This window comes from Senegalia massiliensis (assembly GCF_009911265.1).
Lineage (GTDB): Bacteria > Bacillota > Clostridia > Tissierellales > SIT17 > Anaeromonas > Anaeromonas massiliensis_A.
The window spans coordinates 19,452-34,569 of sequence record NZ_QXXA01000016.1 but is presented as its reverse complement, the minus strand read 5'-3'; the positions used below and the strand labels follow the sequence as shown (position 1 = coordinate 34,569).

18 protein-coding genes are annotated in these 15,118 nt (G+C 27.0%); all 18 read right to left on the bottom strand.

All coding sequences use genetic code 11. From position 1 onward, the window contains the following. From D3Z33_RS13715 to D3Z33_RS13630, 18 genes are read right to left on the bottom strand one after another with little or no spacing between them, the layout of a single operon-like run. Window positions 1–1,044, bottom strand: coding sequence for a protein-glutamate methylesterase/protein-glutamine glutaminase (locus tag D3Z33_RS13715; protein ID WP_160198345.1), 1,044 nt, complete (start codon window positions 1,042–1,044; stop codon window positions 1–3). A gap of 2 nt (window positions 1,045–1,046) precedes the next feature. Beyond that, window positions 1,047–1,676: a flagellar brake protein gene (locus tag D3Z33_RS13710; RefSeq protein ID WP_160198344.1), complete on the bottom strand. Its 630-nt coding sequence runs from the start codon at window positions 1,674–1,676 to the stop codon at window positions 1,047–1,049. Between the two features lies 1 nt (window position 1,677). Further along, window positions 1,678–2,553: a MinD/ParA family protein gene (locus D3Z33_RS13705; protein ID WP_160198343.1), complete on the bottom strand. Its 876-nt coding sequence runs from the start codon at window positions 2,551–2,553 to the stop codon at window positions 1,678–1,680. Beyond that, entirely contained in the window at window positions 2,554–3,636 is a 1,083-nt protein-coding gene (locus D3Z33_RS13700) for a flagellar biosynthesis protein FlhF (protein ID WP_160198342.1), read from the bottom strand. After that, complete coding sequence (gene flhA, locus D3Z33_RS13695) at window positions 3,636–5,669, bottom strand: flagellar biosynthesis protein FlhA (RefSeq protein ID WP_431768840.1); 2,034 nt, start codon at window positions 5,667–5,669, stop codon at window positions 3,636–3,638. The genes D3Z33_RS13700 and flhA overlap by 1 nt, the downstream gene beginning before the upstream one ends. Continuing rightward, the gene (flhB, locus tag D3Z33_RS13690) at window positions 5,669–6,766 is read right to left on the bottom strand and encodes a flagellar biosynthesis protein FlhB (protein WP_160198340.1); all 1,098 of its coding nucleotides are present in this window, start codon (window positions 6,764–6,766) and stop codon (window positions 5,669–5,671) included. The genes flhA and flhB overlap by 1 nt, the downstream gene beginning before the upstream one ends. 6 nt (window positions 6,767–6,772) lie before the next feature. Beyond that, entirely contained in the window at window positions 6,773–7,555 is a 783-nt protein-coding gene (gene fliR / locus D3Z33_RS13685; RefSeq protein WP_160198339.1) for a flagellar biosynthetic protein FliR, read from the bottom strand. Window positions 7,556–7,565: 10 nt separating this feature from the next. Then, window positions 7,566–7,835, bottom strand: coding sequence for a flagellar biosynthesis protein FliQ (gene fliQ, locus D3Z33_RS13680; protein ID WP_130807002.1), 270 nt, complete (start codon window positions 7,833–7,835; stop codon window positions 7,566–7,568). A gap of 10 nt (window positions 7,836–7,845) precedes the next feature. Further along, window positions 7,846–8,604, bottom strand: coding sequence for a flagellar type III secretion system pore protein FliP (fliP, locus tag D3Z33_RS13675; protein ID WP_160198338.1), 759 nt, complete (start codon window positions 8,602–8,604; stop codon window positions 7,846–7,848). 3 nt (window positions 8,605–8,607) lie between these two features. Then, the gene (locus D3Z33_RS13670; RefSeq protein ID WP_160198337.1) at window positions 8,608–9,063 is read right to left on the bottom strand and encodes a flagellar biosynthetic protein FliO; all 456 of its coding nucleotides are present in this window, start codon (window positions 9,061–9,063) and stop codon (window positions 8,608–8,610) included. 8 nt (window positions 9,064–9,071) lie between these two features. Beyond that, window positions 9,072–9,434 carry a response regulator gene (locus D3Z33_RS13665; protein ID WP_160198336.1) on the bottom strand — a complete coding sequence of 121 codons (363 nt, stop codon included), beginning with the start codon at window positions 9,432–9,434 and terminating at the stop codon, window positions 9,072–9,074. Between the two features lie 12 nt (window positions 9,435–9,446). Further along, complete coding sequence (gene fliY, locus D3Z33_RS13660) at window positions 9,447–10,577, bottom strand: flagellar motor switch phosphatase FliY (protein WP_160198335.1); 1,131 nt, start codon at window positions 10,575–10,577, stop codon at window positions 9,447–9,449. Then, window positions 10,570–11,568, bottom strand: coding sequence for a flagellar motor switch protein FliM (gene fliM / locus D3Z33_RS13655; RefSeq protein WP_160198334.1), 999 nt, complete (start codon window positions 11,566–11,568; stop codon window positions 10,570–10,572). The genes fliY and fliM overlap by 8 nt, the downstream gene beginning before the upstream one ends. Window positions 11,569–11,581: 13 nt before the next feature. Continuing rightward, window positions 11,582–11,995 carry a flagellar basal body-associated FliL family protein gene (locus D3Z33_RS13650; RefSeq protein WP_160198333.1) on the bottom strand — a complete coding sequence of 138 codons (414 nt, stop codon included), beginning with the start codon at window positions 11,993–11,995 and terminating at the stop codon, window positions 11,582–11,584. 13 nt (window positions 11,996–12,008) lie between these two features. Continuing rightward, window positions 12,009–12,731, bottom strand: coding sequence for a flagellar motor protein MotB (locus tag D3Z33_RS13645; RefSeq protein WP_160198332.1), 723 nt, complete (start codon window positions 12,729–12,731; stop codon window positions 12,009–12,011). Next, window positions 12,731–13,516, bottom strand: a complete 786-nt coding sequence (locus tag D3Z33_RS13640; protein ID WP_160198331.1) for a flagellar motor protein — start codon at window positions 13,514–13,516, stop codon at window positions 12,731–12,733. The genes D3Z33_RS13645 and D3Z33_RS13640 overlap by 1 nt, the downstream gene beginning before the upstream one ends. Before the next feature lie 19 nt (window positions 13,517–13,535). Beyond that, complete coding sequence (locus D3Z33_RS13635; RefSeq protein ID WP_130806982.1) at window positions 13,536–13,724, bottom strand: flagellar FlbD family protein; 189 nt, start codon at window positions 13,722–13,724, stop codon at window positions 13,536–13,538. Between the two features lie 46 nt (window positions 13,725–13,770). Beyond that, entirely contained in the window at window positions 13,771–15,054 is a 1,284-nt protein-coding gene (locus tag D3Z33_RS13630) for a flagellar hook protein FlgE (protein WP_160198330.1), read from the bottom strand. Window positions 15,055–15,118: the final 64 nt, after the last annotated feature.

Below are 15,118 nucleotides of genomic sequence, written 5' to 3'. Positions count from 1 at the left end.
TTAACCCTCCAATTTTTTTTCTATTTCATTTACAATATTATGTAAAGGCAATTCTATATCAATAGCTCCAATTTTATATGCTGATTTAGGCATTCCATATACTATACAAGTTTCTTCATTTTGTCCTATATTGTAAGATCCTGATTCAGATAATTTTTTAAATCCTTTTGCTCCATCAGAACCCATACCTGTTAGCATAACACCTATTTTTTTAATATCTTTTAAATCAGCAATAGAGCTAATTAACTTATCAACAGAAGGCTTATGTCCACTTACTGGACCACCATCTTTTAATCGTATTTCAATCTTATCATTAGAGTTAATTACTACTAAATGTTTATCTCCTGGAGCTATATAGCAATATCCATTTTGGAGATATTCACCATTTTCAGCTTCTTTCACACATATATTTGATATATTGTTTAATCTGTCTGCTAAAGATTTAGTAAAACCTTTGGGCATATGTTGAACAATTAATATAGCAGCATTTATATTAGAATTTATTTGAGAAATTATTTCCTGAAGAGCCCTCGGCCCTCCTGTAGAACATCCAATTCCAACAATGTTTTTCACTTTATTATATTTATAAACATTATTTTGCTGACAACAAACATTTTTTTTGTTTAATTTAATATTAATATTTGGTTTTGAATATATTATAGCTTTAATTTTATTAACAATTTCTTTGCTTTTTTCTTCTGAGTTTACTTTAAAGATATTGTTAGGCTTAGTTATAAAATCTACTGCTCCAATTTCTAATGCTTTTAATGTTAGTTCTGCTCCTTGCTTAGTTAAATTACTTACCATTAAAACGGGTAATTTTTTATGCTTGTCCTTGATTTTCTTTAATGTTTCTATACCATTTAATATAGGCATTTCAATATCAAGAGTAACTAAATCTACATTTAAATTTTCTAGCTTATCAATTGCTTCTATACCATTTCTCGCAGTATCAATTACATTTAATTCCTTATCTTTTTCTATTATATCAGTTATTATTTTTCTCATAAATGCAGAATCATCTACAACAAGTATGTTTTTCATTTTTATTCCAATCCTTTTTTCCTCAATATACGTTGTTCTTCAAATATAAATTTAATAATATCTTCTTTACATCCTTTATGTATTTCTTCAAAATAAATACCATAATAATAATTTCCTGTTCTACTGTCAAAAACTTTTCTAACAATATTAGATGTAATAGATAAACTTTTACCATTTATATTAAGTTCAATATTAAGTTTATCATCTAATTTTAGTTTTTCTTTTGTAACTATTTTCATTCCTTTTCCACTAATATCTTCTGCAAAGCCCTTTATTGGCTTATTAACTTCATTAGTGATGTAAACATCAATTATCTTTTTTAATCTAAAATATTGTCTCTGTTGAACTTTATTAACATCACTAGTTTTCCTTATAAGTAGCTTATAAATATTATTATTAGAATTTTTTTCGACTATGCTTTCAAACCACATTCTACCTTTATTTTTTAAAGAATACATTATTTTAATTTCTTTACCATTAGGAATTTTAATAATACTACCAAATTTAATTGGTCCTAATATAATATAGGTATTTTCATTTATAACGTTAATAACTTGACTTACATACTTTTGGTTTGCTATATGTATCTCTATTTTATCTCCTACTTTAAGAGTGGATTTATTTTTTTTCAATTTAATAACCACCTCTATTAAAAAAAATTTTAACTTTATTAATAAATTTTTTTATTCCATCAGATTGATTATAACTATCATAATTAATTAAATTTGATGCAATAATATTAACTTTTTTACTTATATCAGATTTAGGATAAGCTATAACAAAAGGATTTTGATTTCTAACAGAATCTACTAATAACTTTGACTCATATAAAACACCTAAATTATTTAATTCTAAATTTAAAAATTTTCTAGAAACATTACTTAATTTATTAAAAGATTGTATATATTCTTCTTGTTTTATTACTCTGTTGATTAGTATGTGAATCTTATCTATATCAACATAGTTATTAATTACTTTAAGCATTGAATATCCATCAGTAATAGATGTAGGCTCAGGGGTTGTAATTAATATAATTTCATCTGAAGAACGAATAAAATTTAAAGACATTTCAGATATGCCTGCACCTGTATCTATTATAATAAAGTCAGCTATTTCTTCTAGCTTTAAAAATTTATCAATTAATTTATTTGTTTCTTGATCACTTAGATACATTATATCATTTAAACCTGTACCACCAGCTATAACTTTCAAACCATAAGGACCTTCAACTAATAAGTCTATTATTTCCTTATCTTTATATAAAAGATCTAATAATGTATATTTTGGGACAAGTCCTAATAATATATCTACGTTTGCAAAGCCTATATCAGCATCCAATATAACTACTTTTTTTCCTAATTTAGATAATGATAACGCTAAGTTAATAGTGAAATTAGTTTTTCCAACTCCTCCTTTACCACTGGTAACGGTTAATATCTTAGTATTTAAATCTTCTTTTTTATTTTTATTAATAATTAATTTCCTTAACATCTCTGCTTGATCATTCATTTAATTTTCACCAACTATCATATTAGTAATATCCTCATTATTGAATGTTTGTATATCTTCCGGTACATTTTGACCTGTTGTTAAATATGATATTGGATATTTAGTATACAATCTTATGTTTAATATATTTCCTATTTTTTCAGTTTCATCTAATTTTGTGAAAATAATTTTAATATTATCTATCTTACTATATTTATCAATAATAGCCTTTAGAGAATTAAATTCTGTATTTACACTTAAAACTAAAAATGTTTCTTTATTATTTACAGTATCAATCATTCCTTCTAACTCTGATATTTTCTCATTATCTTTATGACTTCTGCCAGCTGTATCAACCAGAATTATATCTTTGTCTTTAAATCTTGACATTGAATCATAAATATCTTCAGGATTATATATTATTTCTAATGGTAAGTTAAGTATTTCACTATATACTTTTAATTGTTCCACTGCTGCTATTCTATAAGTATCAGATGTCACTAACCCTATACTTTTATTTTTATTTAAGGATAAGTCAGCAGCTATTTTCGCAAGAGTTGTTGTTTTTCCAACTCCAGTAGTTCCAACAAAGAAAACTTTTGACTTATTCTCAATTTCTATTGGTTTAGGTTCACCTAAAATAACTTTAATGTTTTTCTTTAATATATCTATTATTTCTTTTTTAGATTTATTTTTCAAATTAAAATTGTTAGATATATCTTCTAATATTTTTATTGCATATTGCTCCAAAACACCATTATTAGTTAATATTTTTTTTACATATTCTAATTCACCATTATTAGTATTTTTATTTTCATTTGATAGAACTAAATTATTTTCTACGGTTTCCCTTAGTTTAGAGATTTCAATATTTAGTTTTGATATTTCATTATTATAACTTTGTTTTTTCTTAATCTCCTTTTTAAAATCTACATTTTCTTCTTTAGCAGCTACAATTTCTATAAGAGGCTTTTTGAAAAAACCTAATATTCCTTTAGATTTAATTCTTCTTGTATGAAGAATTACAGCATCATTACCTAGTTCGCTTTTTAATTTAGTCATAGCTTCATAGTTGGTTTTACCAATATATCTCTTTATATTCATTATAATTTCACCATCCCTAATGACTTTATCTCAATAGAAGGATCAATCTCATTGTAAGATAAAACAATGAAATCATTAGTAATTTGTTCTGTTAATTGTTTAAAGTATAATCTTACAATAGGTGCAGTAAGTATTATTGGTTGCTCTCCAATTGATGTTAACTTCTTTATATTATTTGATAAATTATTAAGTATTTTTTGAATCATTTGTGGCTCTAATGATAAATAAGAACCAGTGTTAGTTTGATTTATAGAATCCATTATCAGTTGCTCAAGTTGAGAATCTAAAGTAATTACATTTAGATTCTTGCCATCAACATATTTTTTTGTAATATATCTAGAAAATCTTTGTCTAACATATTCTGTAAGCATATCAGTATCTTTAGTTATTGTTCCATAGTCAGCTAATGTTTCTAATATTGTTACCATGTCTCTAATTGAAAGTTGCTCTTTAAGTAAATTAGATAATACCTTTTGTATTTCTCCTATAGTCATAATATTAGGTATAACTTCCTCAACTAATGCGGGATGTTCTTCTTTTATATTATCAACTAAATTTTTTACATCTTGGCGACCTAATAATTCATCAATATTTTGCTTGATAATCTCAGTTAGGTGGGTAGATATTACTGAAGGCGGATCAACTACAGTATAACCTAAAATTTCAGCTCTCTCTTTTTGTTCTTGATTTATCCACTTAGCAGGAAGACCAAATGCAGGTTCAACTGTGTCTATACCATCTATTTCTCCACTTGCTGTTCCTGGATTCATAGCAAGATAGTGATCAAACATTAACTCCCCATTAGACACTTCTACTCCTTTTATTTTTATTGCATATTGATTTGGATTTAATTGTATATTATCTCTTAATCTTATCATTGGTACCACAATACCAAGTTCAAGAGCAATTTGTCTTCTAATCATTACTACTCTATCAAGAAGATCTCCTCCTTGATTTGAATCAGCTAATGGTATTATTCCATATCCAAATTCTAGTTCTATGTCTTCAACCTTTAATAATGATTTTACATTTTCAGGCTTTCTTATTTCTTCTTGATCTATCTCTTCTTCTTGTTCGTCCTCTAATTCCAAAGCATTTTTAATATTTTTTCTCATAACAAGTCCTAATACTAAAAAGACTGTTCCTAATAAGAAAAATGGAATAGTTGGAAGACCTACTAACCCGAAAAAATATAGGACACCAGATACTAAAAACATTACTCTAGGATGTGATGAAAATAATTGGCTTATTATATCATTTCCTAAATTAGAATCAGATGCTGCTCGAGTAACTACAATACCTGTAGCTGTTGAAATCAATAATGCAGGTATTTGACTTACAAGCCCATCGCCAACAGTTAAAGTAGTAAATTTTGCAAGGGATTCTGTTAGTGTTAAATCTAATGTTATCATTCCTATAGCAAAGCCAGCTGCTATGTTTAATACAGTAATTATAATACCTGCTATTGCATCTCCTTTGACAAATTTACTTGCTCCATCCATAGCACCATAAAAATCTGCTTCTTTTTGAATATTTTTTCTTCTATCTCTAGCTTCTATATCATTAATTAACCCTGAATTTAAGTCTGCATCGATTGCCATTTGTTTACCTGGCATTGCATCAAGTGTAAATCTAGCAGCTACTTCAGCAACTCTCTCAGAACCTTTTGTTATTACAATAAATTGTATTATAACAATAATTAAAAATATTATAAAACCTACAACAGGATTTCCCTGTATTACTATACCACCGAAAGACTCAATAACACTTCCTGCATCTCCCTTTGAAAGTATCATTCTAGTACTTGATATATTAAGGGACAGTCTAAACATAGTTGTAATCAATAGTAGAGAAGGAAATATTGAGAAACTTAATGTATTATCAATATACATTGCAATAAGTAGTATTAATAAAGCTAATGAGATATTTAAACTTAATAATATATCTAATATACTTTCATTTACTGGAATTATTATAATAATTATGATTGCAATTACACCTAATGCTACAATTATATCTCCGAATTTCATCATTAACTCCTTCCAACGTTATTTAAATTATACACATATGCAAGTACTTCAGCTACAGCTTGATACAATTCTTCAGGAACACAATCTCCAATTTCACAAGATGAAAACAAGCTTCTAGCAAGAGGTTTGTTTTCTATTGTAGGAACTTCTACTTCATATGCTATTTCTTTTATCTTTTTTGCTATTAAATCCTTACCTTTTGCTAAAACATATGGAGCTTCATACTTATTTTTATCATATTTTAAAGCAATTGCATAATGAGTAGGGTTAGTTATGATAACATCTGCTTCAGGAATATCTTGCATCATTCTACTCATAGCCATTTGTCTCTGTTTTTCTTTAATTTTAGATTTAATAAGTGGATCTCCATCTGACTGTTTGCTTTCTTGTTTAACTTCTTGTTTTGACATCTTTAAGTTCTTTTCATGTTGAAACCATTGGTACCAATAATCAAAAGCAGCTAACAAAAGTAAAATGCCTCCAGCTCTAATTACTATTCCAAATGATAATGAAGATATACTTTTTGTTATCTCCATCACATTTAAATTAAACAATTCATAAATTATATTAAAATTGTCATAAATATACTTTGCAACCACATACCCTATTATAAAAATCTTCACACTAGATTTCACTAATTCTACAAGGGATTTTGTGGAAAATATTTTTTTGAATCCCTCTATAGGATTCAACCTGTTTAATTTAAAGCTTAAGGTCTTTGTAGTAAATAAAAATCCAACTTGCATATAACTAACTATTAAAGCTGTCAAAAATATTGTTGCCAATAATGGTATTACAATTTTAGCAGTTATTGATATAATCTCCATAAAAAATATTGATAAATTATCTTGTTTATAAAGATTTTCATGTATACTAAGATCAGAAAAAATTTTTGTTGAAAATATTGTTAATTGTTCAAGTATATATTCTCCAAAAATTTTCAAACCTAAAAATGCGACTAATAATAATATTGCAGTACTTAACTCTTTACTCTGTAATACTTGTCCTTTTTCACGAGCTTCTTTTCTCTTTTTAGGAGTAGGTTTTTCAGTTTTTTCTTCTGAAGAAAACAGCTGTAAATCTAATTTATATTCTTTCATAGAAAATTAACCTCTCTTAAGTAATTTAAAAAAATTAAAAATTTCTCCTGACATATTATCAAAAATATGTTCTAATGCAATTAAGTAAATAGGTAAAGTAAGAAATATTGTAATAATACCTATCAATATTTTAAGAGGCATACCAACAACAAAAACATTCATCTGCGGAACAGTTTTTGCTAGGACTCCTAATAATACATTTATTAAAAATACAGTTGCAAGTATAGGACTACTTATTTTAAATCCAATATTAAATATTTCAGTAAAAATATCTATTATTTGATATAATATATCTTTTGTCATATTAATACTTCCTAGTGGCAATATTGAATAAGACTTAACTATAGCTTCTAAAAACCAATGATGTCCATTTATAGTAAAGAAAACCAATAATGCTAATATATAATAAAAGTTTCCAGTAATAGGAACTTGAGTATTATGTGCTGGATCAAATACATTCACCATTCCAAAACCTACTTGAGTATCAATTATTTGACCAGCTATAAATAGTGAGATAAAAAACAGATAGGAAATAAACCCTATTATTAATCCTATACTCAATTCTTTAGCAATTTGAATAATAAAACTTATGCTGTTATCTACTTCTATACCTTGTTGAACTAAAGTATTAAATGCTATTAATGATACAATAAATGCAAATGAAACTTTTAATATTTTTGGTATATTATTTCTACTAAATATAGGAGTTATTATAAATATCCCTGTCATCCTTACAAATATTAATAAAAATAAATTGTATTCAGAAAAAATTAATTGTGTTGAATCCATATATATCATCCTATTTTATATAAACATTTATATTATTAAAAAGATCTTCAGTAAACTCTACTATATATGTAAGTATCCAAGGTCCAAATACTATAAAAGCAACTAATACTGCTATAATTTTAGGTATAAATGCAAGTGTTGCTTCTTGAATTTGAGTAGTAGCTTGAAATATACTAACTAATAAACCTACTAATAACCCAAATCCTAGCATTGGTGCAGATAATATTAATATTGAAAACATAGCATCTTGAGCTAACTTAATCACATCTCCTTGACTCATTTAATCACTCCTAATTAAACCCACTTATTAATGATCTAATAACAAGATTCCAACCATCTACCATTATAAATAACAGAATTTTAAATGGTAAAGATATCATAACTGGTGGAAGCATCATCATCCCCATAGACATAAGAGTACTTGCTACAACCATATCAATTATTAAAAATGGTATGAATAATATGAAACTAATTTGAAAAGCAGTTTTCAATTCACTTATTATAAATGCAGGAATCAATGTTGTAGTAGGTATGTCTGATTTTCCAGATATGTCTTCACTATCTAAATTTGAAAGTTCCATAAAAAGAGCTAAATCTTTGTCTCTAGTTTGATTATACATGAAACTTCTCAAAGGATTTATAGCTTTTTGAATTGCTTCAGACTGCTCTATTTCCTCATTTAAATATGGTTGAAGTGAATTTTCATTTATATCACTTGCTATGGGAGCCATAACAAAAAAAGTTAAAAACAAGGCTAGTCCTAATAAGACTTGATTAGGTGGCGTTTGTTGTGTTCCCAATGCATTTCTTATAAATGATAAAACTATTATGATCCTAGTAAAGCTACTCATCATTATAAGTATAGCAGGGGCTAATGTAAGTACTGCTAATACAAGTAATATTTGCAAACCTACAACATAATCCTCTGGATTTTCACTATCATTTATACTTATATCTTTTCCAAATAAAGATATTTCAGGTTCAGCATAAACATTTCCAGTTAGAAATATAATTAAAATTACTAAGAGAAATACAGTTTTTATCTTCATTTGCTACTCATCCTTTGTTGTATCAAAACTATTGCTTGATTTTAGTTCTTTTAGTTTATCTCTTAATTTATCTAGCTTATTAAGATTATTATATGACAGCTCTTCACTTGAATCTTTTTTTGAATTAATAAAAGATAATTTACTTTTTAGTAAATTATCAAAATCTGATTTATAATAATCAGATTCAGATACATTATTAATTATTTTTTCATCTTGAATTTCATCTATTTTATTAAAACCACCATTATTTGAAGTGCCAATAATATATATCTTACCTAATATTTTCACCAATAATATTTTCTTATGATTACCTAAATTTAAAACATCAATTATTTCCATATTCTTTCCATTATTCATATTTGTGCTTTTCATTGCTACCATTTTAGTTGTAAAATAAGCAAGTACTAAAATTACTCCAAAAGAAAATATTGCAAATAATATATTTATAAAATCATTCATTTTTTACACTATCCTATTGCTTTATTTACAGCTTCAATAACTCTATCAGCTTGAAATGGTTTTACAATAAAATCTTTAGCACCTGCTTGTATTGCTTCTATTACCATAGCTTGTTGTCCCATAGCAGAACACATTACAATCTTTGAATTATTATCTATTTTTTTTATTTCTTTAACTGCCTGAATTCCATCAACTTCTGGCATAGTTATATCCATTATAACTAAATCAGGATTTAATTCTTTAAATTTCTCAATTGCTTTTTGACCATTATCAGCCTCACCAACTATTTCATAACCATTTTTACTTAATATATCTTTTATCATCATTCTCATAAATGCAGCATCATCAACTATTAAAATTCTTTTTGACATTTTATTTCCTCCCTATAATTTTTTTATTGTTTTAGATGAACTTAATATATCAGTAACTCTAATACCAAAATTATCATCAATAACAACAACTTCACCTTTTGCTATTATACGACCATTAGCTTTTATATCTAATGGTTCTCCAACTAACTTGTCCAACTCAATTATAGTTCCAGGACCATATTCTAAAACTTCACTAATCTTTTTTATAGTCCTCCCTAACTCTACAGTTATTTCTATTGGTATATCTTGTATTAAATCAATACTTTCATTATATCTTTTATCATTGTTTGATTCAAAGTTTTTAAAGTTAAATTTTTCAACTTCCACTTTATCATTACTTTTTACTTCCATTACATTATCATTCTTATAAGTATCATATTCTGTTTTAATATTTACATCATACCCTGCATTTTCTTGATTATTATATTCTAATGATTCACTTTCTTCTATATCCTTATCAAATAAAGACGTAAACAGATCTTTTGCAAAATTCAATGGTAATAATTGCATTATTTCACTGTCAATAATATCTCCTATTATCATTCTGAAAGATATTTTCACTAGTTGTGTTTCTTTACTTAATGTTTCAATACCATCTACATCTTTATCAAATTCAATTTTGAATGCTCTTGGAGGATCAATATCTATTTTTTGATTAAACATCTCTGATAAAGAAGTACTAGATGAGCCTACCATTTGATTCATTGCTTCACTTATTGCACTAAAGTCCATATCATTTAATTCTCTATTAACATTTTTTCCGTCTCCACCCATCATTAAGTCTGTTATAACTTTAACATCATTAGTCTTTAATATAAGTAAATTAGAACCTTCTAATCCTACTTTATATTTCACATCTACAGCTATATATGGACTAGGATAATTCTTAGCTAACTCTTTCATATTAGTAGTAGATACCTTTGGTGTAGTTATGGTGACTCTTTGACCTAATAAGGTAAAAAGTGTTGTAGCAGCAGTCCCCATGCTTATATTTCCAATTTCCCCCAAAGCATCTACTTCTTCTTCAGTTAACATAATATTGTTATTGTTACTTTCATCTATTTGTGAATCTGACACATCATTATCTGAATTACCATTTAATAATGCATCTATTTCTTCTTGAGAAAGCATATTGTTATTCATCTTCTTCGTCACCCTCTCTTTTTACTGATGTTATTTTAACTGCTATATTATTACCAATACTTCCAGGTTCACAATAAAACTTTAAATTTGTTCCAATTTTTATTCTAGAATTGTTACCATCGAAATTATCTAATTCAATTACATCACCTTGAGATAACCCTTGAATTTCTGCAACACTCAAAATTGATTTTCCAATTTCAGCTTTTAATTCTACTTTAGCAGATTTCAAACTTTTTTCTATCAAATTAATATTATTATTATCTGTACCTTTTCTTTCATTTCTAGAAAACCATAATTTAGTACTAAGTTTTTCTAAAATAGGTTCTAAGACTACATGAGGAATACAAAAATTTATCATACCTTCAACTTTACCAATGCTTATACTAAGAGTTATAAGAGCAATTGTTTCATTTGGCGATACAATTTGTGCAAATTGAGGATTTGTTTCTATTTTTTTAAAAATAGGATTTATTTCTATTACATTTTCCCATGCTTTAGATAATAAACTCATGCTTTTAGACATTAAATTTTGTAATAATGTTTGTTCTATCTCAGTGAAGTTTCTTTTTTCATCTACTTTTTCTCCAACCCCACCTAAAAGTCTATCTACTACAGTAAATGCTATATTAGATGAAATGTCAATTATTATTTCTCCTGGTAGTGGATTAAAATCAATGATGGATAAAAATGCAGGATTAACTATTGCATTGCTAAATTCACTATAGGCATATTGATCTACTGTTAAAACAGATATTTGCACAGGTGACCTTAAATGACCTGATAAAAAAGTTTGGAATAATCTCCCAAAGTTTTCATTTATTATTTCTAATGTTCTAAGCTGATCTTTTGCAATTTTTTTTGGATTCCTAAAATCATATACTTTAACCTTTTTTTCACTTGTATCTTCTTTCATATCAGATACATCTACTTCTCCAGTATCTAACGCATTCAATAGTGCATCAATTTCATTTTGGGATAATACTTCTGACAAACTATCTACCCCCTTATTGTACAATTATTTCATCAAAATAAATATTTGATATTTTATCAGTTGCAAATTTTTTTTCAAGATTTTCCATAATCTCTTTCTTTAATAAAGCTTGACTTTCTTTTCCTTGTATATCATTTATTTTCTTATTTGTTAATATTTTATATAACTCATCTTTTATCAAAAAAGATTTTTCATTAAATTCCTCTATTAACTTTTCATCTGTAACTGAAATAGTTAAGTTTAGTTTCATTATTCTCCTAGAATCTGCTATATTACTATAAATCTCTCCTACATTAAAATAATACTCTTCTGATGCTTTAGATTCATCATCACTTTTCATAAACAATATTCCAAAAACCGTACCAGATACAATGATTAATAACATAAAAACAATAATTACTATAATTAATATTTTTTTAAAAGACATTTTATCCCACCTTTTACTTTGGTTCTAATTTATTTTCTTTTGACTTTAAAATTATTATATCCACTCTTCTATTTCTAGATCTATTAAGTGTACTGTGATTCTTAACAATAGGTCTATTAGGGCCATATCCTGAAGCAGATATCCTATCAGGTGAAATTCCAATTTGTTCCACGAAAAGTCTTAATACATTAGTTGCTCTTATTACTGAGAGTTCCCAATTAGAAGGGAATTTTTCTGAATTTATTATTACATCATCTGTATGCCCTTCAACCTTAACTTGTTTTTCCCTTAACTCTTCCTTATTTAATAAATCGCCAATAAATATTAGTATTTCTTTTGATTCAGGCTTGATTTCTGCTTTACCTGAATCAAAAAGCACATTATCCATTGTCCTAATTAATAACCCTCTTTCATTAAGAGTCATAGTAACTTTACCCTTTAGGTTATTATCAGTTGTATAATCTTCAAGATATTCTTTTATTTCTTTTAATTCTTCATTTTCAGATTCTAGTTCATCAGCTTGAGGATTATCATAATCCATTTCTTCTAATGTTTGACCTCCGTTTAATACTCCTGTACTACCTTGAAATGAATTCATTATTTCTCTAAACTTCTTAGCATCTACAGTTGAAAAACTAAACAATAATACAAAAAAACATAACAATAATGTTACAAGATCAGAATAAGTTGCAAGCCAATTAGAACCATTAGAAGAACTTTTATTTCTCCTTCTCATTATGCAACCTCACTTTCACCTAATTCATTAATATTCTTTCTCATATTTGGGGCTATAAATGTATTTAATTTTTCTTCAATAATACGTGGATTTTCTCCTGCTTGAATAGACAATAGTCCTTCAATTATCATTTCTTTTATAGCTAATTCTTTTTTACTTCTACCTTTTAACTTATTAGCTATAGGTTGAAATATAAGATTCGCTAAAACTGTACCATAAAAAGTTGTAATAAGTGCAACTGCCATATTTGGTCCTACAGTTGATGGATCATCAAGTTCTTGTAACATGTTTATTAGCCCAATAAGTGTACCTATCATACCAAATGCTGGTGAAAAAGTTGCCATAGTTTCAAATATGTTTTGTCCTTCTAAATGTCTATCCTCTATGAATATTAATTCAGTCTCCAAAATATTTTTAACGAGTTCTGGATCTGTACCATCAATTATTAAAAGAATACCCTTTTTCAAGAAGTCATCTGATAAATCTTCACTGGCGTCCTCTAAAGCAAGTAATCCCTCTTTTCTTGCAATATTTGCTAAATTAATTATTTCCTTTATTATTTCTACTTGCTCACTTTTTTTATCTGTAAAAGCATTTTTAACAACTTTAATAGATGCTGTTACCTTTTTTAAAGGAAAACTTATAAAAGTAGCTGCTATGGTACCACCTAAAACAATCAATATAGATGCAAGATTTAAAAATGTAATTATATCTCCTGAAAGTAATATTCCATATATAATAAATGCAATTCCTAGTATAAATCCAATAGCTGTTCCTAAATCCAAATTTAACACCTCACTTTACTTATAATAACTTTTTAACCTTTTGTTTAAAAGCTATTATCTTATTTATGATTTCTTTTCCACTTTCTCTAACTATGTATTTATTTCCATTTGTTAACTTAATAACTGTATTTGGAGTTTCTTCAACTATTTCAATAAGATCAATGTTAATAAAAATGATCTCTCCATTTATTCTAGATAACTCTATCATACTTCACCTCTTTTATTTGGCCTAGAAATTAATCTAGGCCAATATATTATCTTTTAAGATTAACCAATTCTTGAAGCATTTCATCAGAAGTAGTTATTATTCTAGAATTAGCTTGAAATCCTCTTTGTGTAGTTATCATTTCAGTAAATTCTAAAGATAAATCTACATTTGACATTTCTAGAGCTCCAGCATTAATTGAACCAAAACCATTACTAGAAGCTGTACCAATTTGAGCTTCTCCAGAATTTGCAGTAGTTTTATAGGCGTTATTACCAATTTTCTCAAGACCAGCATTATTGTCGAATTTTGCTAGTCCAATTTGAGCTAAACTTTTATTTATACCATTTGTAAATGTTCCTGTGATAATACCAAAGTTATCAATTGAAAACCCCTTTAGAACTCCAGATGAATATCCAGCTAAACTTCCATCTTTACCTCCATCAAATCCTTTAGCAGAGTTTTCATTTGCATATTGATTTATTCCTGATAAATCAATAGACACTTTATTGTCACCTGGTGTACCAAATATGATTCCATTAGCATTATCAAATTCAATATCAAAACTATCAGCTGATGTTAGTTTACCATTATTATCAAAGTTCAACTTTATATCACTTACATCATTTGATATAGGTACCATATCTCCACTGTCAATATTTTCTACACCTTTTATATTTAAGCTCCAGTTATTATCACTCTCTTTACTAAATTCCATATTAACCTTGTAAGAATTTCCTAAACTATCTTTTATAATTGTATCAGTATAGTAAATTTCATCATTATCTGGATCTGTGCCAGTGCTTATTTCTTGTCTAGAATCTAAATTCCCTATTATTTCTATATAACTTGATGCTTTTGGTTCTACAGTTTCAGTAAGATTAATTTGTATAGGAGATAATTCACCATTATCATATCCTAATACCTTAAAGCCATCTGAAGTGACAAGATTTCCATTATAATCTACATCAAAGTTTCCTGCTCTTGTATAATATTTATTATTTAAACTTGCATCATCAGAAATAATAAAATAGCCATCACGATCTATCATTAAATCTGTAGGATTATCAGTTCTTTGTACTGCACCTTGGGTATGTATTGTATTAATAGACCCTAACTGACCTCCTAATCCAACTTGTTGAGGATTTGTACCACCTTTTCCACCTTGAGCACCACCTGCTCCTTTTACTGTTTGACTAAATACTTCTTTGAAAGTAACTTGTCCTTTTTTATATCCTAAAGTATTTACATTTGCAATATTATTTCCTATAACATCCATTTTTTTCTGATGCATCTTTAAACCTGATACACCTGAATACATTGAACTCATCATTTTAAAACTTCCTCCTTTTTTATCCGTGTAACATCCTCCATATATCAGATATTATTAGCTTCCT

Bases quoted from the DNA above. Each gene is read 5' to 3' on its own strand.
- D3Z33_RS13715 (WP_160198345.1), bottom strand. From the start codon at position 1,044: ATGAAAAACATACTTGTTGTAGATGATTCTGCATTTATGAGAAAAATA.
- D3Z33_RS13705 (WP_160198343.1), bottom strand. From the start codon at position 2,553: ATGAATGATCAAGCAGAGATGTTAAGGAAATTAATTATTAATAAAAAT.
- D3Z33_RS13700 (WP_160198342.1), bottom strand. From the start codon at position 3,636: ATGAATATAAAGAGATATATTGGTAAAACCAACTATGAAGCTATGACT.
- flhA (WP_431768840.1), bottom strand. From the start codon at position 5,669: ATGATGAAATTCGGAGATATAATTGTAGCATTAGGTGTAATTGCAATC.
- flhB (WP_160198340.1), bottom strand. From the start codon at position 6,766: ATGAAAGAATATAAATTAGATTTACAGCTGTTTTCTTCAGAAGAAAAA.
- fliR (WP_160198339.1), bottom strand. From the start codon at position 7,555: ATGGATTCAACACAATTAATTTTTTCTGAATACAATTTATTTTTATTA.
- fliQ (WP_130807002.1), bottom strand. From the start codon at position 7,835: ATGAGTCAAGGAGATGTGATTAAGTTAGCTCAAGATGCTATGTTTTCA.
- fliP (WP_160198338.1), bottom strand. From the start codon at position 8,604: ATGAAGATAAAAACTGTATTTCTCTTAGTAATTTTAATTATATTTCTA.
- D3Z33_RS13670 (WP_160198337.1), bottom strand. From the start codon at position 9,063: ATGAATGATTTTATAAATATATTATTTGCAATATTTTCTTTTGGAGTA.
- D3Z33_RS13665 (WP_160198336.1), bottom strand. From the start codon at position 9,434: ATGTCAAAAAGAATTTTAATAGTTGATGATGCTGCATTTATGAGAATG.
- fliY (WP_160198335.1), bottom strand. From the start codon at position 10,577: ATGAATAACAATATGCTTTCTCAAGAAGAAATAGATGCATTATTAAAT.
- D3Z33_RS13650 (WP_160198333.1), bottom strand. From the start codon at position 11,995: ATGTCTTTTAAAAAAATATTAATTATAGTAATTATTGTTTTTATGTTA.
- D3Z33_RS13645 (WP_160198332.1), bottom strand. From the start codon at position 12,731: ATGAGAAGGAGAAATAAAAGTTCTTCTAATGGTTCTAATTGGCTTGCA.
- D3Z33_RS13635 (WP_130806982.1), bottom strand. From the start codon at position 13,724: ATGATAGAGTTATCTAGAATAAATGGAGAGATCATTTTTATTAACATT.
- D3Z33_RS13630 (WP_160198330.1), bottom strand. From the start codon at position 15,054: ATGATGAGTTCAATGTATTCAGGTGTATCAGGTTTAAAGATGCATCAG.